This is a genomic window from Mycobacterium sp. 1465703.0 (assembly GCF_001672975.1).
In the GTDB taxonomy this organism is placed as follows: Bacteria; Actinomycetota; Actinomycetes; order Mycobacteriales; family Mycobacteriaceae; genus Mycobacterium.
On the sequence record NZ_LZKU01000168.1, the window covers coordinates 38,390 to 61,708 of the forward strand.

At 66.1% G+C, this 23,319-nt stretch carries 26 protein-coding genes; 15 read left to right on the top strand and 11 right to left on the bottom strand.

Features of this window, described 5'->3' with window-relative positions; all coding sequences use genetic code 11:
• The first annotated feature begins 65 nt into the window (after window positions 1-65).
• From A5625_RS15025 to A5625_RS15050, 6 genes are all read left to right on the top strand, one after another.
• Complete coding sequence (locus A5625_RS15025) at window positions 66-878, top strand: LLM class F420-dependent oxidoreductase (protein WP_066995068.1); 813 nt, start codon at window positions 66-68, stop codon at window positions 876-878.
• A gap of 115 nt (window positions 879-993) precedes the next feature.
• The gene (locus A5625_RS15030) at window positions 994-1,734 is read left to right on the top strand and encodes a GntR family transcriptional regulator (protein ID WP_066995071.1); all 741 of its coding nucleotides are present in this window, start codon (window positions 994-996) and stop codon (window positions 1,732-1,734) included.
• A gap of 50 nt (window positions 1,735-1,784) precedes the next feature.
• Entirely contained in the window at window positions 1,785-3,596 is a 1,812-nt protein-coding gene (locus A5625_RS15035; RefSeq protein WP_066995074.1) for an ABC transporter substrate-binding protein/permease, read from the top strand.
• Window positions 3,593-4,342 (top strand): amino acid ABC transporter ATP-binding protein, encoded by a 750-nt coding sequence (locus tag A5625_RS15040; RefSeq protein WP_066995077.1) that lies wholly within the window; start codon window positions 3,593-3,595, stop codon window positions 4,340-4,342. Before A5625_RS15035 ends, A5625_RS15040 begins: the two co-directional genes overlap by 4 nt.
• A 64-nt stretch (window positions 4,343-4,406) precedes the next feature.
• On the top strand, window positions 4,407-4,910 hold the full coding sequence (locus tag A5625_RS15045) for a MarR family winged helix-turn-helix transcriptional regulator (RefSeq protein WP_066995080.1): 504 nt from the start codon (window positions 4,407-4,409) through the stop codon (window positions 4,908-4,910).
• A gap of 58 nt (window positions 4,911-4,968) precedes the next feature.
• The gene (locus A5625_RS15050) at window positions 4,969-5,640 is read left to right on the top strand and encodes an SDR family oxidoreductase (RefSeq protein ID WP_066995083.1); all 672 of its coding nucleotides are present in this window, start codon (window positions 4,969-4,971) and stop codon (window positions 5,638-5,640) included.
• A 6-nt stretch (window positions 5,641-5,646) separates the two neighbouring features.
• On the opposite strand, the gene leuS is transcribed toward A5625_RS15050, so the two are convergent.
• Window positions 5,647-8,556, bottom strand: a complete 2,910-nt coding sequence (gene leuS, locus A5625_RS15055) for a leucine--tRNA ligase (protein WP_066995152.1) — start codon at window positions 8,554-8,556, stop codon at window positions 5,647-5,649.
• 184 nt (window positions 8,557-8,740) lie between these two features.
• Here leuS and A5625_RS15060 point away from each other — a divergent pair, with 184 nt between their 5' ends.
• Together A5625_RS15060 and A5625_RS15065 are read left to right on the top strand one after the other, a co-directional pair.
• Complete coding sequence (locus A5625_RS15060; protein WP_066995155.1) at window positions 8,741-9,952, top strand: LpqN/LpqT family lipoprotein; 1,212 nt, start codon at window positions 8,741-8,743, stop codon at window positions 9,950-9,952.
• A 64-nt stretch (window positions 9,953-10,016) separates the two neighbouring features.
• Window positions 10,017-10,358, top strand: coding sequence for a hypothetical protein (locus A5625_RS15065; protein ID WP_066995086.1), 342 nt, complete (start codon window positions 10,017-10,019; stop codon window positions 10,356-10,358).
• 31 nt (window positions 10,359-10,389) lie between these two features.
• Here the strand turns inward: A5625_RS15065 and A5625_RS15070 are convergent, their stop codons facing one another.
• Window positions 10,390-10,995: a YqgE/AlgH family protein gene (locus A5625_RS15070; protein ID WP_066995088.1), complete on the bottom strand. Its 606-nt coding sequence runs from the start codon at window positions 10,993-10,995 to the stop codon at window positions 10,390-10,392.
• 145 nt (window positions 10,996-11,140) lie between these two features.
• Here A5625_RS15070 and A5625_RS15075 point away from each other — a divergent pair, with 145 nt between their 5' ends.
• Entirely contained in the window at window positions 11,141-12,427 is a 1,287-nt protein-coding gene (locus tag A5625_RS15075) for an MFS transporter (RefSeq protein WP_066995159.1), read from the top strand.
• 65 nt (window positions 12,428-12,492) lie between these two features.
• The gene (locus A5625_RS15080) at window positions 12,493-13,248 is read left to right on the top strand and encodes a TIGR03084 family metal-binding protein (RefSeq protein ID WP_369830012.1); all 756 of its coding nucleotides are present in this window, start codon (window positions 12,493-12,495) and stop codon (window positions 13,246-13,248) included.
• A gap of 18 nt (window positions 13,249-13,266) precedes the next feature.
• Here A5625_RS15080 and A5625_RS15085 read toward each other — a convergent pair whose 3' ends face one another.
• Window positions 13,267-13,587, bottom strand: coding sequence for a DUF2710 family protein (locus A5625_RS15085; protein WP_066995094.1), 321 nt, complete (start codon window positions 13,585-13,587; stop codon window positions 13,267-13,269).
• A gap of 73 nt (window positions 13,588-13,660) precedes the next feature.
• On the bottom strand, window positions 13,661-15,154 hold the full coding sequence (locus A5625_RS15090; protein ID WP_066995097.1) for a DUF5632 domain-containing protein: 1,494 nt from the start codon (window positions 15,152-15,154) through the stop codon (window positions 13,661-13,663).
• Window positions 15,155-15,235: 81 nt separating this feature from the next.
• On the opposite strand from A5625_RS15090, the gene A5625_RS29645 reads away from it, so the two are divergent.
• Window positions 15,236-15,379, top strand: coding sequence for a hypothetical protein (locus tag A5625_RS29645; RefSeq protein WP_197516114.1), 144 nt, complete (start codon window positions 15,236-15,238; stop codon window positions 15,377-15,379).
• Between the two features lie 22 nt (window positions 15,380-15,401).
• Here the strand turns inward: A5625_RS29645 and A5625_RS15095 are convergent, their stop codons facing one another.
• The 6 genes from A5625_RS15095 to A5625_RS15120 all read right to left on the bottom strand — a co-directional run bounded on the left by A5625_RS15095 (window position 15,402) and on the right by A5625_RS15120 (window position 19,664).
• Window positions 15,402-15,713 (bottom strand): DUF2694 family protein, encoded by a 312-nt coding sequence (locus A5625_RS15095; protein WP_066995100.1) that lies wholly within the window; start codon window positions 15,711-15,713, stop codon window positions 15,402-15,404.
• Entirely contained in the window at window positions 15,710-16,027 is a 318-nt protein-coding gene (locus A5625_RS15100; protein ID WP_007771671.1) for an ESX-1 secretion-associated protein, read from the bottom strand. The genes A5625_RS15095 and A5625_RS15100 overlap by 4 nt, the downstream gene beginning before the upstream one ends.
• Before the next feature lie 50 nt (window positions 16,028-16,077).
• Window positions 16,078-17,520 (bottom strand): DUF4226 domain-containing protein, encoded by a 1,443-nt coding sequence (locus A5625_RS15105; RefSeq protein WP_066995163.1) that lies wholly within the window; start codon window positions 17,518-17,520, stop codon window positions 16,078-16,080.
• Between the two features lie 135 nt (window positions 17,521-17,655).
• The gene (locus A5625_RS15110) at window positions 17,656-18,018 is read right to left on the bottom strand and encodes a DUF4226 domain-containing protein (RefSeq protein ID WP_066995103.1); all 363 of its coding nucleotides are present in this window, start codon (window positions 18,016-18,018) and stop codon (window positions 17,656-17,658) included.
• A 48-nt stretch (window positions 18,019-18,066) separates the two neighbouring features.
• Window positions 18,067-18,885 (bottom strand): C40 family peptidase, encoded by an 819-nt coding sequence (locus tag A5625_RS15115; protein ID WP_066995106.1) that lies wholly within the window; start codon window positions 18,883-18,885, stop codon window positions 18,067-18,069.
• Window positions 18,882-19,664, bottom strand: coding sequence for a helix-turn-helix domain-containing protein (locus tag A5625_RS15120; RefSeq protein ID WP_066995108.1), 783 nt, complete (start codon window positions 19,662-19,664; stop codon window positions 18,882-18,884). The genes A5625_RS15115 and A5625_RS15120 overlap by 4 nt, the downstream gene beginning before the upstream one ends.
• Before the next feature lie 144 nt (window positions 19,665-19,808).
• On the opposite strand from A5625_RS15120, the gene A5625_RS15125 reads away from it, so the two are divergent.
• The 4 genes from A5625_RS15125 (at window position 19,809) to A5625_RS15140 (ending at window position 23,076) form a co-directional block, all read left to right on the top strand.
• The gene (locus A5625_RS15125; protein ID WP_066995111.1) at window positions 19,809-20,225 is read left to right on the top strand and encodes a WhiB family transcriptional regulator; all 417 of its coding nucleotides are present in this window, start codon (window positions 19,809-19,811) and stop codon (window positions 20,223-20,225) included.
• A 93-nt stretch (window positions 20,226-20,318) separates the two neighbouring features.
• Entirely contained in the window at window positions 20,319-21,701 is a 1,383-nt protein-coding gene (locus A5625_RS15130; RefSeq protein ID WP_066995114.1) for an acyl-CoA dehydrogenase family protein, read from the top strand.
• A 63-nt stretch (window positions 21,702-21,764) separates the two neighbouring features.
• Window positions 21,765-22,760: a pirin family protein gene (locus tag A5625_RS15135; RefSeq protein WP_066995115.1), complete on the top strand. Its 996-nt coding sequence runs from the start codon at window positions 21,765-21,767 to the stop codon at window positions 22,758-22,760.
• On the top strand, window positions 22,747-23,076 hold the full coding sequence (locus A5625_RS15140) for a GNAT family N-acetyltransferase (RefSeq protein WP_066995118.1): 330 nt from the start codon (window positions 22,747-22,749) through the stop codon (window positions 23,074-23,076). The genes A5625_RS15135 and A5625_RS15140 overlap by 14 nt, the downstream gene beginning before the upstream one ends.
• 51 nt (window positions 23,077-23,127) lie before the next feature.
• Here A5625_RS15140 and A5625_RS30180 read toward each other — a convergent pair whose 3' ends face one another.
• The gene (locus A5625_RS30180; RefSeq protein ID WP_232003701.1) at window positions 23,128-23,319 is read right to left on the bottom strand and encodes a hypothetical protein; all 192 of its coding nucleotides are present in this window, start codon (window positions 23,317-23,319) and stop codon (window positions 23,128-23,130) included.

The window sequence follows — 23,319 nt, forward strand, 5'->3', positions numbered from 1 at the left end:
CCCGCTTCGTGAAGGCGGCGACGCTCGAGTCGGTGCCCTCAGGCTGACGCGCCTACGGTGAAGGCATGACTTCTGACTTCCCCGTTCGCATCGGTGTCCAGTTACAGCCGCAACACGCTCCGCAGTACGGCCAGATCCGCGACGCGGTACGTCGCTGCGAGGACATCGGTGTCGACATCGCCTTCAACTGGGACCACTTCTTCCCGCTCTACGGCGATCCCGACGGCGCGCATTTCGAATGCTGGACGATGCTCGGCGCCTGGGCCGAGCAGACATCGCGCATTCAGATCGGCGCGCTGGTGACGTGCAACTCCTACCGCAATCCGGAACTGCTGGCCGATATGGCCCGCACCGTCGACCACATTTCCGACGGCCGGCTCATTCTGGGCATCGGTGCGGGCTGGAAACAAAAGGACTACGACGAGTACGGCTACGAATTCGGTACCGCCGGCAGTCGCCTGGACGACCTGGCCGCCGCACTGCCCCGCGTCAAGGCGCGGCTAGCCAAACTGAATCCGGCTGCCACCCGCGACCTCCCGGTGTTGATCGGCGGCAAGGGCCCGCGCAAGACGCTGCGCATGGTCGCCGAATACGGCGACATCTGGCACGGCTTCACCACCGTCGAGACCTACCCGGCCGCAGCGGCGGTGCTCGAGGAGCATTGCGCCGCCGTCGGGCGTGACCCGTCCACCATCGAGAGGTCAGCCGGTGTCGAGAACAACAGCGGGGTGCGCCGCGGCGAGGACCTGGACGGGCTGATCGCGAACGCCGAAGGCCTCACCGCGCTGGGCGTGACGCTGTTAACCGTGGGCGTCAATGGCCCGGACTACGACCTGACCGCCGCCGAAGCGCTATGTAAGTGGCGCAATAGTCGTTGAACCGGTCACATTTGCATCAAGTTGATCCGTCAAACAGCTAAACGCATCCGTCAATTCATGAGAAACTCTCAGCGCCAGATGGACCAACCCGGCGTGAAAGAGACTCAACAAAAAGATGCCGAAGAAATACGGGGTCAAAGAAAAAGACCTGGTTGTTTCGCACGTCCTTCACCTGTTGTTGACTGGGAAGCTGCGTAGCGGGGACCGCGTCGACCGCAACGAAATTGCGTTGGGTTTGGGAGTCAGCCGGGTCCCTATTCAAGAGGCGCTGGTTCAACTCGAACACGACGGCATTGTGTCCACGCGTTATCACCGTGGCGCATTCGTCGAGCGGTTCGATGAAGCCACCGTCCTCGAGCATCACGAGCTCGACGGACTGCTCAATGGGATTGCGTCCGCGCGGGCGGCGACCAGTCCCACGCCGCGCATCCTTGGACAGCTCGACACGCTCATGCGTTCGCTGCGCACGGCCAAGGACGCACGCGCGTTCGCCGACATCGCCGCCGAATACCGGCGGACCGTCAACGACGAGTACGCCGGACCTCGGCTGCACGCCACCATCCGCGCCTCGCAGAATCTCATCCCCCGACTGTTCTGGACCACGTATGAGAGTGGGCGCGACGAGATGCTGCCGTTCTATGAAGACGAGACATCGGCGATACACCGGCGCGATCCCGAAGCGGCGCGGGTGGCGTGCGTCGACCGCTCCTACCTGATGGCGCAGACCATGCTGGCCGAACTGTTCCGGCGCCGGGTGTTCAGCCCGCCCGACGACGTCAGTCGAGTCGTTCCCGGCCCCCTTCAGGTGATCGCCGACGCGGACACCATCTGCGGCGAAGCATCGCTGGCGCTGTAGAACCGCCTCTGAAGGCGCCGCATCACCGTTAAGTCGTTACGGTGACACTGATGAATTCGCGTGTGGGCCGACACACCAAGCGCCGCGGAAGGGCATTCGGCCTGGCCGCGACCATTCTCATGCTGTGCGGCATCGCGCTGGGCGGACCGGTCGCGCCGGCGGCCGCCGACTGGAATCAGTGCGCGCCGGCAGGCGTGGACAGCGCCAGGGCGTTGCCGAAAGATCTGACCGACACCCCGACCACCGGCGAGGTTGACCGCGACACAACGGCATCCGTCCAGCCGCTCGGTGCGGTGGGTGTCGACACCCTGGGTCTCGGTACGCCCGGACTGCTGACGATCGGCACGCTGTCGGACGCTCCGCCCAACATCTGCATCAACGCCACCGGCGAATTCAGCGGCTTCGACAATCAATTGCTGCGGGCCATCGCCGACAAGCTCGGTCTGCAAGTCCGCTTCGTCAGCACCGACTTTTCCGCGCTCCTCGCCCAGGTCGCGTCCCGGCGCTTCGACGTCGGCTCGGCCGCGGTGAAAGCCACCGATGCGCGCCGGCGCACCGTCTCATTCACCAACGGCTACGACTTCGGTTTCTACTCGCTGGTGGTGCCCGCCGGTTCGGCGATTCACAAGTTCAGTGAGCTCGCGGCCGGCCAGCGGATCGGCGTCGTGCAAGGCACCGTCGAAGAGTCGTACGTCGTCGACATGTTGCATCTGCAACCCGTGAAGTATCCGGGTTTCGCCACCTTGTACTCCAGCCTCAAGGCCCGCCAAATCGATGCGTGGGTGGCGCCCGGAACCCTTGCGGCGACCGTCATTCGTCCGGGTGATCCGGCGATGGTCGCCGCAAACACTTACAGCCCAGGCAATTTCGTTGCCTACGCGGTCGCCAAAGGCAACACGCCGTTGATTGACGCACTCAATTCCGGGCTGGACGCCGTCATCGCCGACGGCACCTGGGCGCACCTCTACACCCAATGGGTGCCGCGCACGATGCCACCCGGCTGGAAACCCGGCTCCAAAGCAGCGCCGGTCCCGAAGCTGCCGGACTTCGCCGCGATCGCAAAGCAACACCGCTTCGCGGCCGGGCCGCCCGTCCCGAAATCACCGCTGGCCCAGTTAGCTGACTCCTTCTTCGACTGGGACATGTACCGACGAGCCATCCCGATCTTGTTCACCACGGGGTTGCCCAACACCTTGATCTTGACTACCAGCGCCCTCGTTATCGGGCTGGCGTTCGGGATGGTGCTGGCGATGGCCGGAATCTCGTACCGGCGCTGGCTGCGGTGGCCGGCGCGGGTGTACACCGACATCTTCCGCGGCCTGCCCGAAGTGGTGATCATCTTGCTGATCGGGATGGGTGTCGGGCCGTTGGTCAGTGGACTGACCAACAAGAACCCCTACCCGCTCGGCATTGCCGCACTGGGATTGATGGCCGCCGCCTACATCGGCGAGATCCTGCGCTCCGGCATCCAAAGCGTCGACCCCGGCCAACTGGAAGCCTCCCGTGCCCTCGGCTTCAGCTATGTCACCGCGATGCGGCTGGTGGTGGTACCGCAGGGAATCCGGCGCGTGCTGCCGGCACTCGTCAATCAGGCCATCGGACTGCTGAAGGCATCCGCTCTGGTCTACTTCCTCGGCCTGATCGCCGATCAGCGAGAACTGTTCCAGGTGGGGCGAGACCTCAACGCGCAGACCGGGAGCCTGTCACCGTTGGTCGCGGCCGGTCTGTTCTACCTGCTGTTAACCATCCCGTTGACGCATTTGGTCAACTACATCGACACCCGCCTCCGCCGTGGCCGGCGCGCCGCGCCAGAGGACGACGCCGCCATGCTTGCGACGAAATTCGGCCAGGAGATCACGTGACCGCCGGCATCCAGGGCCGCGCGTCAGTTTCGCTGGCGGCCAAGGACGTTCACCAAACCCTGGGCGGAAGCAAGGTGCTGCGCGGTGTCGATATCGAAGCGCCGGCAGGCAGTACCGTCGCGATCATCGGGCCGTCCGGCTCGGGAAAGTCCACGCTGCTGCGCACCCTGAATCGCTTGTACGAGCCGGACAGCGGCGACGTTCTGTTGGACGGCAGATCGGTATTGCGCGATGATCCCGACAAGCTCCGCCAGCGTATCGGCATGGTGTTCCAACATTTCAACCTCTTCCCGCACCTCAGCGTGCTGGACAACGTCGTGATGGCGCCGCGAAAGTTACGAAAGCTGGCTGCCGACGAAGCCCGCGATCTGGCGCTTGCACAGCTGGACCGAGTTGGTCTGAAGCACAAGGCCGGTGCCCGCCCCAGCATGCTGTCGGGCGGCCAACAACAGCGGGTGGCCATCGCGCGTGCGCTGGCAATGGCGCCACAGGTGATGTTTTTCGACGAAGCGACCTCGGCGCTGGACCCCGAAATGGTCAAGGGAATACTGCAACTCATTGCCGACCTCGGTGCCGATGGCATGACAATGATTGTGGTCACCCATGAAATGGGGTTTGCCCGGTCAGCATCCGACACCGTGGTGTTTATGGATCACGGCAAGGTCGTGGAATCCGGCCCTCCCGAGCAGATATTCGAAGCCGCAGCGACCGAACGGCTGCAGCGGTTTTTGTCGCAAGTGCTTTGACTCCACTAACTGGTCGGCAATAGCTCCCTTGTAAGCACCTCATATCGGGATAGACTCCCGATTTATGGCAGACAGCGAATCGAAGCCGGCCGAGGTAGCCGAGCTCGCCGAAGGTTTGCATCGAGCGCTGTCCAAATTGTTTGCGATTCTGCGCCGTGGGGATCCCAGCGGCGCAGCGGCCGGGGAGTTGACCCTGGCGCAGCTGTCGATTCTGGTCACGTTGCTCGATCAGGGCCCGATCCGGATGACCGATCTCGCTGCACACGAACGGGTACGGACCCCCACCACGACCGTGGCGATCCGCCGGCTGGAAAAGGTGGGACTGGTCAAGCGTTCCCGCGACCCGTCCGATCTGCGCGCAGTGCTCGTGGACATCACCCCGCGAGGACGGGCCGTTCACGGTGAGTCGCTGGCCAATCGGCGCGCGGCGCTGGCCGCGATGCTGAGCCAGCTTCCGGCATCCGACCTCGACACCCTGATGCAGGCGTTGGCACCGCTGGAACGGCTGGCCTCCGGGGACCCGACATCCGGACCCGCAGGCGTGCCGCCGGCCCGCCAAGAGGCCTGAAAAGGGCCTTTCTTCAACGCTTTTCGTCTGCCTCGGTGGGATCGGTAAACTGCGGTGCATGCCCACTGCACTCATCACCGGGGCCGGCGGCGGTATCGGTTCGGCGATCGCCACAGCGCTGGCCCCCACACACACCCTGCTGCTGGCCGGCCGGCCATCCGATCGGCTCGACGCCGTCGCGGAGCGGCTCGGTGCGACCACATTTCCGCTGGACCTCACCGACTCCGGTGATATCGAATCCGCATGCGAAATCGTGGACGAACTCGACGTGTTGGTGCATAACGCGGGTGTGGCCATCCCCAACAATGTCGCTGACTCCAACGTTGACGAGTGGCGTGCCACCTTCGCCGTCAACGTCTTTGGACCGGTAGAACTCACGCTGGCGCTGTTGCCGGCGCTGCGACGGGCCCGCGGCCAGGTGGTGTTCATCAACTCCGGCGCAGGCCGCGCCGCTTCACGCAACATGGCCTCGTATTCGGCCAGTAAATTCGCGCTACGCGCCTTTGCGGATTCGCTGCGCAGCGACGAACCGGAATTGCGGGTCACGACCGTTTATCCGGGCCGCACCGACAGCGACATGCAGCGCGAACTCGTGGAATTCGAGGGTGGCACCTATGATCCGGCCAACTTTTTGCGGCCGGAGACCGTCGCGGCCGCGGTCGCGCATGCGGTGGCCACCCCACCCGACGGACATGTCCACGAGCTGGTGTTGCGGCCTGCCCAGCGCTAGGCGGCGCTAGACGACCAGGTTGACCAGCCGGCCCGGGACGACGATCACCTTGCGCGGGCTGGCGCCGGCCAAGAAGGCCTGCACCTTTTCGTCGGCCAGCGCCGCGGCCTTCAGGCTGTCTTGATCCGCGTCGGCCGCCACCACCACCCGTCCACGCACCTTGCCGTTCACCTGCACCGGGTATTCCACCGTGTCGTCGACCAGATAGGCCGGGTCGGCGACCGGGAACGGTCCGTGCACCAGCGAGGTGTCGTGGCCCAGTCGCAACCACAGCTCCTCGGCCATATGCGGGGCCAGCGGCGCCAGCATCAGCACCAGCGGCTCGACCGCGGCGCGGGGTACGGCGTCACGGTGCTCTTTGGTGAGGTGGTTGGTGTATTCGATCAGCTTGGCCGCAGCGGTGTTATTACGCAGTGCGGCATAGTCTTCCGTGACACCGGCGATGGTGCGATGCAGCGCTCGAAGCGTCTCGGTCGACAACTCTTGTGCGGGACCGTCGACCACGCGTGTGTCACCGGTCTGCTCGTCGACCACCAATCGCCACACGCGTTGCAGGAAGCGGTGGGCTCCGACAACATCCTTGGTCGCCCAGGGCCGAGAGGCCTCTAGCGGGCCCATCGACATCTCGTATACGCGCAGTGTGTCGGCGCCGTACTCATCGCAGATCTCGTCGGGTGAGATCGAATTCTTCAGGCTCTTACCGATTTTGCCGAACTCCTGAAAGACTTCGGCCTCTCCCCCGGGCCCCGGATAGAAGAACCGACCGTCCCGTTCGACCACTTCTTCGGCCGGCACGTACGAGCCGCGCGAGTCGGTGTAGGCAAAGGCTTGGATGTAGCCCTGATTGACCAGTCGACGGAAGGGTTCCCGAGAACTGATGTGGCCAAGGTCGTAGAGGACTTTGTGCCAAAACCGCGCATACAGCAGATGCAGCACCGCGTGTTCGGCACCGCCGACGTACAAGTCGACCCCGCCCGGATCTTGCGGCCCATGCTCAGCCGGCCGCGGGCCCATCCAGTAGGCCTCGTTCTCCTTGGCGCAGAACCTTTCCGAGTTAAGCGGATCGGTGTAGCGCAGCTCATACCAGGAGCTGGCGGCCCACTGCGGCATTACGTTGGTGTCGCGGCTGTAGGGCTTCAGGCCGTCGCCCAGATCCAGCTCCACGTGCACCCACTCTGTCGCCTTGGCCAACGGCGGCGAAGGTTCGCTGTCGGCGTCGTCGGGGTCGAACAGCACCGGTGAGTAATCCGGCACGTCGGGCAGCTCGACCGGCAGCGCGGCTTCGTCGAGCGCATGCGCACGTCCGTCACTGTCGTAGACGATGGGAAACGGCTCACCCCAATACCTCTGCCGCGCGAAAAGCCAGTCGCGCAACTTGAATTCGACGCGGGCCCAGCCGCGGCCATCGGCCTCCAACCGGGCGATGATCTTTTCCTTGGCCGCGGCCACATCTAGTCCGTCGAGGTAGCCGGAGTTGACCAGTAGCCCGTCGCCGGCGTAAGCGGACTCCGAAATGTCCCCGCCGGCAATGACTTCCACAATCGGGAGGCCGAACTCGTGGGCGAAGGCCCAGTCACGCTGGTCGTGGCCGGGAACCGCCATGATCGCCCCGGTGCCGTATCCGGCCAGCACGTAGTCGGCGATGAAGATCGGCACGGGTTTCCCGTTGGTGGGATTGGTCGCGTAACTGCCCAAGAAGACACCGGTCTTCGCCTTGCTTTCCTGCCGCTCGAGGTCTGACTTCGACCCGATCGCTTGCCGGTAGGCGGCGACGGCCTCGCCCGGCGTGGCGGCTCCATACCTCCACCGCGGATCGGTCCCGTCCGGCCAGGCGGAGGCCACCAACTCGTCGACCAGTTCATGCTCGGGGGCCAGCACCAAGTAGGTGGCGCCGAACAACGTGTCCGGCCGAGTGGTGAAAACTTCGATGTCGACGGTGTCGCCATCCGCCTTGGTCGCCGAGAACAGCGCCTTGGCGCCGATGGACCGACCAATCCAATTGCGCTGCATGGTTTTGACCGGTTCGGGCCAGTCCAGCACGTCGAGGTCGTCGAGCAGCCGATCGGAATACGCGGTGATCCGCATCATCCACTGCCGCAAGCGTTTCCGGAAAACCGGAAAGTTGCCGCGATCGCTGCGGCCGTCGGCGGTGACCTCTTCATTGGCCAGCACGGTGCCCAGCCCGGGGCACCAATTCACCATCGAGTCGGCCCGATAGACCAGTCGATGGCTGTCGATCACGTCGGCCCGCTCCCCCGCCGACAACTCGGCCCAGCGCCGCCCGTCTTCGAGGGCGCGGGCACCGGAATCGAATTCGGCGACCAGGTCGGCGATGGGGCGGGCCTTATTGGCGGCGGTGTCGAACCAGGCGTTGTAGATCTGCAGGAAGATCCACTGGGTCCACTTATAGAACTCGACGTCGGTGGTGGAGAAGCTGCGCCGGCTGTCATGGCCGAGGCCCAGGCGTCCCAGCTGGCGCCGGAAATTCACCACGTTGGCTTCGGTGCGGGTACGCGGGTGGGTGCCGGTTTGCACTGCGTATTGCTCGGCGGGCAGCCCGAAGGCGTCAAACCCCAACGCATGCAACACGTTATGACCGGTCATCCGGAAGTAGCGGGAATACACGTCGGTAGCGATGTAGCCCAGCGGGTGGCCGACGTGCAGCCCCTCACCGGAAGGGTAGGGGAACATGTCCAGCACGAACAGTTTGTCGTCCGGGACAGCCGCCCCGTCTGCCGGAGCCAGCGAACCGACCGGGTTGGGCACGTCGAAGGTCCCGAGCTTCGCCCAGTTCTCCTGCCACACGCCCTCGATACGGCCCGCCAGCGCCGCGGTGTAGCGATACGGCGGCGCGTCAGAGTCGGGCGCAGCGGCGCCGGCACTGCTTGCCGGCGAAGTGGTCGGGGAGTCGGTCACCTGAACAGGGTATAAGGAGCGACACGGCCGGTCCGCCGGCCACAGGTTGGTCTCGGTTCCGTTGCGCACCGATCAGGGGTTCATCCCAGGTGTATTTCGAGCCTGTTCACCCCCTTTGACCTCTGGTTACAGTCAGCCACTATCGACGGCTTCTGGTACTGAGCCATTGGAAGGACCGACGCAGATGATTGACATCGTCCCCGTCCACCGGGCACTGCTCGGCGGTGTGGTCGCTGGCCTGATGGGCTTGGCGGTTGTTGCGGGCGGCACGGCATCGGCAGACCCGTTGCCCCCGGCGCCCGCACCCGTCCCCGCGGTTCCCGCACCGGCGCCGCAAAACCTCGGACCCGAGCTGGTGCCGCCGAGCAGATACCTGGCCGCCCCGCCGGCCGCCAACACCTTGGCCCCACCGGTTACCGCCGTTGCGCCGGGAACGACGGCACCGGCCGCGGCCATACCGGCCACACCGGCGCCCGTCCCGGCGACGTCGGGGACCATCCGCGAATTCCTGCAGTCGAAGGGCGTCAAGTTCGAGGCGCAAAAGCCCGAGGGCTTCAAGGCACTCGACATCACCTTGCCGGTGCCCACGCGCTGGACGCAGGTACCCGATCCCAATGTGCCCGACGCGTTCGCGGTCATCGCCGACCGGCACGGCAGCAGCATTTATTCGTCTAACGCACAGGTCGTGGTGTACAAGCTGGTCGGCACCTTCGATCCGAGTGAGGCGATCACCCACGGCTACATCGACAGCCAGAAACTGCCGGCGTGGCAGCCGACCAATGCATCGATGACCGATTTCGGTGGCTTCCCGTCGTCCATCATCGAGGGCACCTATCGGGACGGTGACATGACGCTCAACACGTCACGGCGCCACGTCATCGCCACGTCGGGACAAGACAAGTACCTGGTGTCGCTGTCGGTGACCACCGATCGTGCGGTGAGCGTCGCCGACGCGCCGGCCACCGACGCCATCGTCAACGGATTCCGGGTGACCGCCCCCGGCGCGGCCGCCCCGGCCCCGGCCCAAGCACCCGCCGCCTCGCCGGTTGGGCGGCCCGCTCAGGCTCCGGTGGCCCCGACACCGGCTGCGGCTCCCGTCGCTCCGGCACCGGTCGCGGCTCCTGTGGCTCCGGCACCGGCTGCGGCTCCTATCGTCCCGGCACCGGTCGCGGCTCCTGTGGCTCCGGCACCGGTCGCCGCTCCCGTCGCCCCAGCCGTACCTGCCGCTCCGGCACCCGCCGCGACGCCGCTGGTTCCCCTCGCCCAGACAGCACCTACGGCCCCGGTGGGGCTCCCCGCGCAGGCTCCCATGCCGAGCCAGCCGCGCACGCCGAGCCTGCTGGCCATGGTGCCGGGGTTGCCACCGCTACCGAACTTTTCGTTCCTGCAGCACTGACCGGGCGGCGGTCAGCCGCAGAGCCGGCTGCGCGGGCCGATAACCCGGCTCGTATTGTGAGCCCATGCTGATTGCGGGCGTGCTGTGCATGTGTGCGGCGGTGGCCTCGGCGGGCTTTGGCACCTGGTCACTTGCGCACAACCGGGACTTCGGAGCCACTGCTGTGGCGCTGCGCGCGATGGCGCCGACCCAGTTGGCGGCCGCGGTGATGCTGGCTGCCGGTGGTGCGGTGGCCATGGCCGCGGTTCCAGACACCGCGCTGGTGGTGCTCATCGTCTGTGTCGTGGGCGCCCTGGGAACGCTGGCGGCAGGCTCGTGGCAGAGCGCGCGCTTTGCGCTGCGCCAAGAAGCCGCGGCGCCCGCCTGCGTCGGCAGTTGCGCCGGCTGCACGCAGTCGTGCCACTGACCTAGAGGCCGGGGGAGCGGAACGTCAGCCCCTAGTTCCGGCTGATGTCGATGGGGTGGGTGGCTAGCAGCGAGAGCGGCAGCGGCTGACGACGCAGCACTTGGCCCCACAGATCGGACCTCGGTCCGATCAGGACGTCAGAGGGCAAGGCGGACAACACAATCCAGTCGTCACGTTCGATTTCGCCTTCAAGCTGGCCGATGGTCCAGCCGGAGTAGCCGGCGAAGATCCGCACGCCTTCGACCAGCGGTGCGATCAGTTCGGGGTCGGCGTCCAGATCGACCATGACCACCCGGCCGTCGACGTGTCGCAGACCCGGCGCGTCTTGCGGATCGGCGCCGATGCGCAGCGTCGCCAGGCACAGCGCGGCGTCACGCTTCACCGGTCCTCCGATGAACATCGTCTTCGGCTTGGCCGCCAGCTTGGTCCACTGCGGCAACACGTTGTACACCGCGGTTTCGCTGGCGCGGTTCAGTACGACACCCAGCGTGCCGCCGTCGTTGTGCTCAACGATGTAGATCACGCTCCGCCGAAAAGTCGGTTCGAGAAGATCGGTGTTGGCGAGCAGCAAAGTGCCCGCACGCACGCGTTGCGCGGCGGGTGCGACGTAGTCCTCTGGATCCTCCGGCGGCGGCACCCCACCATCATCGCATCCGGTGGAAGCTCGGCCAGGGCAATCGCGAGTGCGGGCGACGGAGATTTGTAGTGTTGTCGGGACAGCTTTGACCGCGCGAGCTTTGCCAACCCCAATCGTGGAAGTCGGTTTCGTGATCCCAACCCGGATGCAGTCCAGCGCACCCGTCGAGATTTGGCGTTCGGTGCGCGGTTTGCCAGATTTCTGGCGGCTGCTGCAGGTGCGCATGGCAAGCCAGTTCGGTGACGGTTTGTTTCAGGCGGCGCTGGCCGGGGCGCTGCTGTTCAACCCGGACCGGGCTGCCGATCCCATGTCCATTGCGCGAGCGTTCACGGTGCTGTTTTTGCCTTACTCACTACTGGGGCCGTTCGCTGGCGCGCTGATGGACCGATGGGATCGGCGGCTGGTGCTCGTCGGCGCCAACGTGGGGCGGCTGATCCTCATCGCCGCAATCGGCACGATTTTGGCGGTCCGGGCCGGTGACCTGCCGCTGCTGCTCGGTGCGCTGTTCGCCAATGGTTTGGCCCGGTTCGTCGGATCCGGGCTGTCGGCGTCGCTCCCGCATGTGGTGCCGCGCGAACAGGTGGTGACGATGAACTCGGTGGCCACCGCGTCCGGGGCCATCGCGGCGTTCCTCGGCGCAAACTTCATGTTGGTGCCCCGGTTCATCTTGGGGGCCAGCGACAAGGGCGCCTCGGCCATCGTGTTCCTCACCGCGATTCCTGTGGCGATCGCGTTGCTGTTGGCATGGCGGTTCGGCGCCCGGGTGCTGGGCCCGGACGACACCCGGCGAGCGATCCATGGCCCGGTCATCTACGCGGTGATCACCGGCTGGCTGCACGGGGCGCGCACGGTGGCGCAGCGCCCGACGGTCGCCGCCACCCTGTCCGGCTTGGCCGCGCACCGGATGGTCGTCGGCATCAATTCCCTGCTCGTCCTGTTGCTCGTCCATCACATGCCCGGCCTCGAGGGCGGGGGATTCGGCACCGCCTTGCTGTTCTTCGGCGCCGCGGGCCTGGGCGCCTTTTCCGCCAATCTGCTGACACCGCCGGTGATCCGCCGATGGGGCCGTTATGCGACGGCGACCGGCGCGTTGGCGGTATCGGCGATCATCGAGGTCGCCGGCGCCCAGTTGCTGCTCCCGGTCATGGTGGCCTGCGGTTTTCTGCTCGGCGTCACCGGGCAGATGGTCAAACTCTGCGCCGACACCGCGATCCAGATGGACGTCGACGACGCTCTGCGCGGGCACGTCTTCGCCGTGCAGGACGCGCTGTTCTGGGTCGCGTTCATCGTCTCGATCACGGTAGCGGGCATCTTGGTTCCCGACGACGGGCACGCACCCGCGTTCGTGCTGTTCGGCGCGGTGCTCTACCTGGTCGGCCTGGCCGTGCACAGCATCGTCGGGCGGCGCGGCGACAACGCGAACGATCGCTAAGGTACAGACGTGATTCATCCGACGGCCTCAGCCGACAGCGGACACCGGTGACCGGGCCCGCGCCCATGGTCGAGGACCTGCGTGCCGAAAGCGACGCGCTCGACGACCTGGTTGCGCCGCTGCCGCCCGTACGCTGGGCCGACCCGACGCCGGCGCCCGGCTGGACCATCGCACACCAGATCGGGCACCTGCTGTGGACCGACCGGGTCGCTCTCATCGCGGTCACCGACGAGCCCGGATTCGCCGAGGTGTTGGCCGGCGCAGCCGCCGATCCGTCCGGCTTCGTCGACAAAGGCGCCGAAGCGTTGGCGGCCCTGACGCCGGCCGAGTTACTCGCCGACTGGCGGGTCACCCGGGGACGGCTGCACGACGCGCTGCTCACGGTGCCCGCCGGGCGCAAACTCCCGTGGTTCGGCCCACCGATGAGCGCGGCCTCGATGGCAACCGCGCGCCTGATGGAGACGTGGGCGCACGGCCTCGACGTTGCCGACGCCCTGGGCGTCACGCGGCCCGCGACCGAGCGCCTGCGGTCGATCGCTCATCTGGGCGTCCGGACCCGGGACTTCGCCTTCGCCGTCAACAACCTGACGCCGCCGGCCGGTCCGTTTCTGGTCGAGCTGCGCGGACCCGGCGGCGACACCTGGTCTTGGGGGCCGGCGGAGGCCGAGCAAAGAGTCAGTGGGTCCGCCGAGGATTTCTGCTTTTTGGTCACCCAACGGCGTCCGCTGAGCGCCCTGGACGTCACCGCCGAGGGCGCCGACGCGCAGCGCTGGTTGCAGATCGCCCAGGCTTTCGCGGGGCCTCCCGGCCCCGGTCGATGACTGCCTGAAACGAGCCCGTCAGCGCAGGGGACCGCCGTAACTGGCCCGGTTCTCGGCCTCGGCTTCTTCGCGCAGGGCGGTAATCGCGAGGTTCAATCTTTCGGCCAGCTCGCCGTGGCCGTACCCGGTCATCACACCGGGATGCAAAGTCAGTGCGAGCAACCGGCCGTCAGAATTCGCGACGGCGTAGACGTCGCCCAGGTCGACGCTGTACGTGACGGTCTCGGCCTGCGCCACAAGGGCTTCCCACTTGTCGGCCGCCTCGCTCAGTTCGCGAAGAACCGATTCGACGAGATCCTTCTCGCTGAGATTCGCGCGACTGCCCGAATCCGACACCATGACAGTATCGTCGAGGCCTCCGACCAGCGTCAATTCATATGCGAGCAGGGTGTGCGACCAACCAGGCGGGTGCTCACTCGCCGAGCTTTTGATACCAGGCCAGGTGATAGTTCGCGGACACCGCGTCTCCGCTGGCGATGCCCGCGGTGGCGGCCATCAGCAGGCACTTGAGCAGGAGCGCGGGATTGACGTTCGGATACTGAACCAGGAGCTGGTAGCGGGCGGTATCAAGGTGAACCCGCAACACGTCGACCTCCTGGTCGACGACGACCGTTCCCGCGGCGGCGGCTTCGGCCAGCCTCGGCACGATTTTGGGCAGATCGCCGCGCCCACGTGTCGTTGCTCTCAGCACGTTCGCCAGATCATCGATGGCAGGCAGCGCGCGCGGCTCCACCGACGACCTGGTCGCGGCGAAGTCGACCGAGCGGTGCAACGAATCACCGGGAGCGTAAGTGACGACCCGCGCGGTTTCGCCTATCAGTGCGCCGACCTTGCCGCTGCGACGCTCTGGTTCCAACAGCCGCACGCCCGCCGGGAGGGTGATGCCTGACGGTATCCATCCGTGAGCGAGGTCGGTGACCAGCACCGTGGTCCCGTCGGCGCGATCTCCGATCGCCCAATGCAAGCGTGGCTCCTGTCGGACCACGAACTCGAGCAGCCGGTTCAGTCGTTTGTCGTCGAATCCTGTTGGTGTCAAAGGTTTTTCAGTGCGTTTTTCGGTTGGCGGCGCGGAGGCGGTGTCGGGCGCGGCCGGCTCGTCGCCGATCGCGTGGTGACGACCGGAGTCCGCCTCGTTTGGCGCCGGCTCGGGCGCACGCTGCGCCGGCGCCTGCGCCACCACCGGGATGACCTGCGTCTCTTCGAGACGCGAGGCAGCCGCGGCTCCGGCGCGCTCGTCCTCGGTGGCAGGTTCGCTGGCCGCCTCCGGTTCGGGGATGCCGGTGACCGGCTCGTCGGCGATCGCGTGGTGGCGACCGGAGTCAGCCTGGTCGGCAACCGGTGGTTGGGTGTCGATGACCGGCTCCGCCGCGGCCGCACGGCGACGACGCCGTCCGCCCCGCGGTCGCTGGGGCGGCTCGGGCGGACTCTGCGCGGGCGCCTCGGCGACAGCATCGACCTCGCGGATTACCGGCAGCACCTGCGTCGTTTCCGGGTCGGCGGTGCGCGGCTGAACTCTGGGTGGGGGAGGAGCGGGGGCCTGGGCCCGGGCGCCGCTCTGCACCCCACGCAAGTAACGAATCGTCGACTCGACCCGGCGCACCGCACGGCCGCGGGCCTCATCGATGACCCGTGCTTCTGCCGCCTGCCGCGAGGGGTCGCTCATTCCCGATCGCTTGAGCAGTTTCAATTCGTGGTTGGCGGCGTCGGCAATTCGCTGCAGGTCGGCCTTGAGATGCTCTGCGAGAGTGGCCGTTTCGGCGGTTTCCGTCGATAACTCGGCAGGCCACAGTCCACCTGTCACCCACGGGGTGCAGTCGATAGGAGAGCTGAAAGCCGGAATCGCCAGCGATTCCCGGGTAGCTCTCCGGAGGCGCTGGCGCGCCGACATCCGACCGAAGACCGCCACCGGCTAAGCGTACCGGCACCTGCGGGCGGCTTGTGCGGTCAGTGAATTGTGCGGTCGCACGGCCCTCGGTAGCGTAAGGACATGGCTGATTCTGCACTGCAGAGGCAACTCGACGAGGTGCGCACCTTGCTCGCCCGGGCGCGAGAGTTGTTCGGCCCCAACCCGATAGAGCCGCCGACCGGTATCGCACCGGATCCCAACGCCGCCAAGCCGTGGCTACGCTAGGCCCGCCCCAGCTGATAGCCCTCTAGATCACTCCATTACGGCGGCGCAGCTTGTGCGCCAGCAACTTCTCGATGGCCGCATCAAGATCTCGGGGGGTCGGAACCTCCGCGGAAGGGGTATGCCCGGCGGCGACGATCTCGTCGCGAATTTCCAGCAACGCCTTGAGGCAGGACACGTCGGCGGTCAGCAGGATTCCCTGTGCCAGGGTCTCAGCGTCGGTTTCCATCGCCTGTTCGCTCAACGCGACGCTGTGCATATATCCGCCGCGGCAAGAGCGGACGAGGATGTGCCCACTCGGGTGAACGGTGTCGAAAGCCGGATTCGCGTCGGTCATCGACCGCGGTCGACGATGTCGCCGAACTTACCGGCCGCCTCCTGCTCGTGCTGTTCCCACATCGTCGCCGAAACGGTCAGTTTGTCGGCCAAATCGGCGTGGTCAGCGGCTTGCTGCTCATAACACTGACGCCGCAGTTCCAGCAGTTCGCGGCCCGCGTCGCGAAGTTCACTGAAGATCGGCCCGAGCGAATCCAGGCTCTCTTGGATCGCGGCGTGCGACGACGGGACGGTACGCAGATACTCCGAGGTGTCCTGGTGGTGCGCGGCAGCCTGACGTAGGTGCGCGGGCACTACATGAATCGAATCTGCCATCCGCTGTCTCCTGTGTGCGACCGCCGGTTCCGCCGGCGGATTCATTTTTGTCAGGTGGTCGACGAGCTCGCCGGCCGGGTGGGTGTCGGTGGGTCGGGCTTAGCCGGCGTCGTAGCTGACGCGGTCGGCGCCGGCGGATGCTCCCAGCCTAGGAAGCTCGGCCCGCTCACGGTGGCGATGTGTTGAATTTGGCCATCCAGAAGCGCCTTGCCCGGGCTGAGGGCGAGCGCGTGCCGATCGGTGAACATACCGATATCGCCGGGGGACACCTGCGGCGAGTCGATGGGGTTTGGGACCGCCGTTCCCGGTGGGGGAATGGTCATTCCCTGCTGCTGGAAGGCCTCCGCTATCGGGGTGCCGCCGACGGCGGCGGTGATCGCCGCCGCCAACTGTGGACTGGCCGCAGTCACCGTTTCCCCGTCGGGCAGCGTCACCGGTGTCGGACCGCCCGCCGGCTCTTCGGACGGCACGCCCTGTGGGTCGTTGTCCTTGTCACCCGGCTCGTTGGAAGCGTCTTGTGCGCTCGGGTCTTGGTCGTCCGGCAGCTCCTCGTCGACCAGATCACCTGAGCCCGGATCTGCCCGGTCGTCATTTTGTCGCCCAGAAAGCGGCAGACCTTCCCAACCGGTGGTGGACGCAGGCAGCGAGCCCAGCCCCGGGAGCGACCCCCCACCGAAGGTGGGCATCGTGGGCGCCATCGGTTGCGGCGTCAGCGGCATCGCGCCGCCCGCGGCCGGCCCCGAGGCATCCGCGGGCAGCAGTCCATCGTCGTCGCCCAGCAAAGAATCCAGCAGCGGATCCCATCCGGGGTCAAGATCGTCGATCGGCTGGTCGGCCCCGGGTGTATCACCTACGGGTACCGCGGCTCGCGCCTGTTCGCCTGGCGCCTTCGGTTCGCCTTTGGAGGCGTCATAGAGCGACGTCCAAGCGGCCATCAGCGCTGACTTCGACGTGTCATCCAAGCTGGCGTTCAGGACAACCTCGCGAATGTCTCGGAGCTTGCCGATGAGAAACCGCTGGAAGTCACGCGCTCCCGCCGGGGTGTCCAGGTCTGACCTGGCCCGGACCGCGGCCTCGGTTTCGTGCTGCAACTTGGTGAGGGCTTCTCTGCCGTCAACCGCCCGCAAGTGCGCGTTCAGGATGGCCGAGACGACCTGCATGTCCAGTTGCGAGCTCGCCGAGTTCTGTTGCGCCAGAGCGGCTTCAGCGTTCGCGATGGCATCTGCCGCAGCACCCGTTTCACCATCCGGCGGTGGCGTGGTCTCTGTGCCCGGCTGGCTCGGGGATGGGCCTGCTGGGTTTCCGGCACCGAAGACGTCGGCGTGCTGCTGGCGGATCTTGCGCAGGATTACCTCGAGCTGTTCGCGTGGGGCGGTGGGGGTGATGACGGCGTTCACTTCGCTCGGCGCCAATCCCGTCTGCCATGCGTTCGGGTCACCGGTGCGCTCTCGGACGTATTTGACCGCGGCTAGCACGTCGTCATAAACCGACATCAGCCGCGTGGCCTGCGCCGCTGCCCGAGCGGACCCGGCTGCGGGAAGTGACGCGACCTCTTCATGTTCGGCGACAGTACTCAGGCGCATAGCTGGCGACAATTCACTGCGTTACACCATGTGGACTAGTTCTGGCTAGCCGCTGTCGGCGGCGTACTGGGCCCGAAGGTTCTCCAACACAACCCTTTTCGCATGACCGAATTCACGGGCGTCGGCCACGACCGTCGTGATCTCACGTTGCTTGGCCACCAGAAACTTCTGAAACTCGCGCGCGCCCATCGGCGTATCCAGCGCGAGGTCCGCCTGATTCAGGGTGGCGCGATCGATCTGCTCGGCGATGGCATCGAGTCGTCTGACGCCTTCGCGCGCTGCCTCGTGAGCGCTGGTCAGCACTTCGGTCAGCACGCGGTCGGCTTCGGACGCGGCACCGTGCTGACTCGCCAGCGCGGACCGCCGCGCCTCGACGGCTTCTAACGAGGGTCCGGGTTGTTCCGGCATCGGCTCACCCTATTCGTCGTGCCCGCGCCGGCGGGCGAAGTTGGCTTGTCATATCGGTCGGCGTATCGCAACGTTGTTGCCCAGTCGGCTTATTCGTACAGAGGCACCCGAATAGGGCGCTTCCACAACCAGATTGTTCCCGATGGCGAGCTGGACATGGCCGGCGTGTGGAAAGACCAGATCGCCGGGCCGGACCTGGGCACGGGGCACCGGGATGCCGTCGTTGATCTGCTGATAGGTGGTGCGCGCCAAGTGAATACCGGCCTGCGCATAGCTCCACTGAACCAGCCCAGAGCAGTCGAACTGGTCGGGGCCGGTCGCGCCCCAGACGTAAGGCCGGCCCAGCCGGGACAATGCGGCGCGCACCGCCAGCGCGGCACGCTCGTTCGGGAATGCCCCGAGCCGACCGCTGCGCCGGAGCCGATATCCCAAGGCCAGCAGTTCCGCGTGCCGCCGTCGCGCCCGTAAACGGGCTGATAACACATGGGTACGTTGCGTCCGCAGACGCACCGCGCGGCGCCGCATCGCCTCTCGCTGGGCCATCGGCGTCGTCGGGACATGGGCGGCATCGGCGTGGGCCGCATCCAGGACGCTTCGGGTCAGGTCGTGAGCCTGTGCTCGATCGCGATGGGCGCCGGCGATGATGTCGGTGGCCGCGGCGTCGGTACCCGCCGCCGCCGTGAGGCGTTGCCGGCTGTGATTGACCGCCAGTTGATAACCGCGGTGCGCCATTCCGCTGTTCAGCCGCCCTGCCCGCTGCAGCATGTCGCGATAGTGACCGGTGCCCGCGTCGAGGGCCGGCGCCTGCGTACTGCCGGCGAAAAGTTGATGGGCGCGGCTCAACGCCTCGACTTCGGTTTGGCTCACGATGCCCCCTCGTCGTCGAGGTGTGCATCGTGTTGGCCCGATTCGACGTCCTCGGTGAAGGCGCGCACGCGGGGGAGCGCGCCCGGTGCGATCACTCCCCGGTTGCGGATGTCCCACATCTCGTCGACGTCGACGCCGATCAGCGCGGCGATGATCGTCTCCGGTAACGACGACTGCGCGCACGCCCGGTCGAAGCGGGCGCCCAGGCTGCTGGGCATGCGCTTCAACAACTCCATGCGCGTCGCCTCCAGCGCCTGCAGATGTTCCATCAGGCGACCGGTGGAGTCGCCGCCGGCGTTCACGGCCACCCGCCACGAGCTGGCGGCAAGCATCTCGGCCTTCACGCATTGCGCGATCACAGACAGAATATACGTCTCATATTCGTTTGATGTCGTCGGCGGCAGTCGATCGATGACAGATTTGAGGGCGTCGAGCTGTGCTTCGGCATAGCCTTCCAGCACGTCGGTGTCGCTGTGGCGGTCGACCACCACCGGTCCGCTGCGCCTTGCAGGCATCGGTGCCGGCGGTTGCGCGGCCATCAGACGGGCCAGTTCGGCGTCCGGATCGGCCGCCACCAGTAGCCGCGAGTAGGTGCCGGGCGGCAAGCCGAGGCCGTTTTCGATCTTCTGAACTGTGCTTTTGTGCGGTTTGCGCGCACCGCGTTCGAGAAAGCTCAGTCCCATGATGCTGACGCCGGTCGCGGCGGCGAGGTCGGCTAGTGACCAATCGCGCGATTCGCGCAACGCGCGGATGGCTGCGCCCGCCGACTCACGGCTCACCGCACGCTCCGGCCATAGGCCGGATATTACACAGCCACTGGTCCAGTTACGGGAATATACGTTTTTATCGTCGTTTCTCTTGCGTCCGCCGGACGTCTATGTATACGCTTCTGCCTACGTTTCACGCTCGACAAGGAGACCGACATGGGACACCCCTGCGCAGCCAACCCGGAACTATGGTTCGGCTACCCCGATGACGACGGCGGTGACGGCGCCGCCAAGGCCCGCGCATACGAGCGGTCGGCCACCGAGGCGCGGATCCAGTGCCTGCGCCGCTGCCCGCTGGCGCAACAGCGCCGTTGCGCCGCGCATGCCATTGCGCACCGCGAGGAATACGGCGTGTGGGCCGGCGTGAAGCTGCCCGGCGGTCAGTACCGTAAGCGTGACCAGCTCGCGCATGCCCACGACGTTCTGCGACGTATCGCCTCCGGTGAGATCAATGCCCGGCAACTGCCCGAGAATGCGGCTTTGCTGGCACGCCACGAACACGAGACCGTCGCGGTGGCCGCAGTCGTGCTGCACATGCCGCTGGCGCAAGTCAAACCCCGTTCGGCTGCCTGACATTTCGTTCAATTGCTGGTTGGCAGTTTGCTGAGGCAGTCAACGGGGTAGTCCGGGTCGGCAAGACCAGTCTGTCGACCCAGAGGCGCAACCATGACGTTCGACCTGACCCCGACGGCAGCACAACACGACCTTGCCCGGCGCACGCACGAGTTCGCCGAACAATGCATCCGCCCAGTCGCGCTCGAGTATGACCAGCGACAAGAGTTTCCCTGGCCGGTGCTCGAGGAAGCGGCCCAGCGCGGCTTCTACAGCCCTTTGTTCTATCGCGACCTGATCGGTGATCCGACCGGCATCTCGCTACCGATGTTCATGGAGGAGCTGTTCTGGGGCTGCGCCGGGATCGGCTTGGCCATCGTCATGCCGGCGCTGGCACTGTCGGCAATCGGCCAGGCGGCTTCGCCGGAGCAAATGCTGGAGTGGGCGCCCGAATGTTTCGGCACGCCAGGAGATCTCAAGTTAGCTGCGCTGGCCATCTCAGAGCCCGAGGGTGGCAGCGACGTACGGAACCTGCGCACGCATGCGCGACGCGACGGTGATGACTGGATCATCGACGGCCACAAGATGTGGATCGGCAACGGCGGCATCGCCAATGTGCACGTGGTCAACGCGGTGGTCGACGAGGAACTCGGCCACCGTGGCCAAGCACTGTTCGTAGTGCCGGGCGGAACACCCGGGCTCAAGATGCTGCGCAAACTCGACAAGCTCGGCTGCCGAGCCTCTCATACCGCCGAGCTCCTCTTCGAAGGTGTACGCGTACCGGGAGCCAATCTGCTTGGCGGGCAAGAAAAGCTCGACCACAAACTGGCCAAGGCCAGGGAGGTGGTGGCTGGCGGAAAACGCTCCGGCTCAGCGACATTGGGCACCTTCGAGCAGACCCGTCCTATGGTCGCCGCCCAGGCTATCGGTATCGCGCGGGCGGCGCTGGAGTACGCCACCGCCTACGCCACCGAGCGCGAAGCCTTCGGCGGGCCCATCATCGACAACCAGGGCATCGCGTTCCCCCTGGCCGAACTGGCCACCCAGATCGACGCCGCTCGGCTGCTCACCTGGCGTGCGTCGTGGATGGCGGCCAACAACGTTCCCTTCGAACGGGGCGAGGGTTCGATGTCGAAGATGGCCGCCAGCGAGGTCGCGGTCAAGGCCACCGAGCGCGCTATCCAGACCATGGGCGGCTGGGGCTACATCACCGATCATCCAGTGGAGAAGTGGTATCGGGATGCCAAGCTGTACACCATCTTTGAAGGAACCAGCGAGATCCAGCGGATGGTCATCTCCAACGCGCTCGGTGCTGCCGTCGATACTCCGCCGCTGCATGTGGTGCTCGAGCCGTCGGGGGGCCCGCTGAATCGAGTTTTCGGTCGGGGCACTCCGCTGCGGTCCCGTGCCGCCGACAGCGCCATGTCGCTGAAGGATCGCGTGCCCGAGCCTGTCATGCGGCTGGCCATGAAGGTGCTGCAGCCGCCGCGCAAGTAAACACGGCCGGGGGTACGGTCGCGGATGACGGCGCTGTAGCCGGGCCCGCGACGGAGGTGAACGATGAGCAACCTGGAAGCGGCGCCGGCCGAAGTCGCCTGCGCTGCTTCACAAGAACTGGTTGCCTCGCCGGGGGTAGAAGTGCTGCGGCCGCGAGAAGTTCCCTTGGGCGGCCCTAGGGGTATCCGGGTGCAACGCGTACTTCCGCAAGGACAGCGCTCCCTCGTGGGTGCGTGGTGTTTCATCGATCACTACGGCCCGGTCGTGGCCAGGATGGATGTCCCGCCGCATCCCCACACGGGACTACAAACCGTCAGCTGGTTGTTCAGCGGAGAAGTGGAACACCGCGACAGCGCCGGGGTATACGCGGCCATTCGGCCCGGCGAGCTGAATCTGATGACCGCCGGAGCTGGAATCTGCCACTCCGAGGTCTCGGTTGATTCGGGAACCGTATTGCACGGTGTACAGCTGTGGGTCGCGCTACCCGCCTCCGACCGCAATACCGCGCGCGGCTTCGCCCATCACACACCGGCACCCCTTTCCCTACCCGGGGCCGAGGCCCGCGTCTTTCTCGGTGAGCTGGCCGGGACCCGGTCGCCGGTGCCGACGTTCACACCATTACTCGGCGCCCAGATCGACCTCGACGCGAATGCCACACTGGACATCGATATGGACCAGGGTTTCGAACACGGGGTGTTCTGTGATTCAGGTGCCGTCCAGGTCGACGGAACAGCTCTGGCGCCCGCCGAATTGGCCTATCGAAGTGCCGGCTCGACCAAGCTGCGGCTGCGCAATGTGGGGGAGAGACCCGCGCGGGTGCTGTTGCTCGGCGGCACGCCGTTCTCCGAAGAGTTGGTGATGTGGTGGAACTTCGTCGGGCGAAGCCACGAAGACATCGTCAACTACCGCCGATTGTGGGAAGACGCCGACGACCGATTCGGCGCCGTCCGGGGATACCGGGGAGTGCTCAGCCGGCTGCCCGCCCCACCGCTGCCGACCACTCGGCTGCGGCCTCGACCTACACCGCAAAAGAAGGGAAGCACAGATGACAACCGATAAGACCGGCGCGGAAACGACGGTTAGCCTTCAGGACGGCAAGTACACGATCGCCGTCGAGGGTAAGACTGTCGGACTGGCCGATTTCGCCGACCGCGGCGATCAGCGCGTGTTCTACCACACCGAAATCGATCCGGCGTTTGGCGGACGCGGGCTGGCCAGCATCCTTGTCGAGCAAGCGCTGAACGAGGCGCGGGATGAGGGCAAGCGCATCGTTCCGGTGTGCTCGATGATCGGCACGGTGCTCAAGAAGCATCCCGAGTTCGACGACATCACCGACCGCGTTACTCCGGAGATTTTGCAGTGGGTGCGCTCGTAGCGCGAAGCCCCGCGGACTTGGCCCCGAATCAACGATCTGTATCCCAGAATTTCAGCGGACCGAATATTTGTTCGCAAGTTCTTTCGCAAGCGCTTCGAGTTCTTCTCGCGAGCAGTCCGCTCCTGGACCGGTCAGCAGTTCCTCGATGCGCTCCAGGTTGTCGCTAATCCAAGCTGCGGTCGCATCCGGCGATGCATAGTTTGTCTCTTCATAGTTATCGAGGTACTGACGAATGAGGGTCAC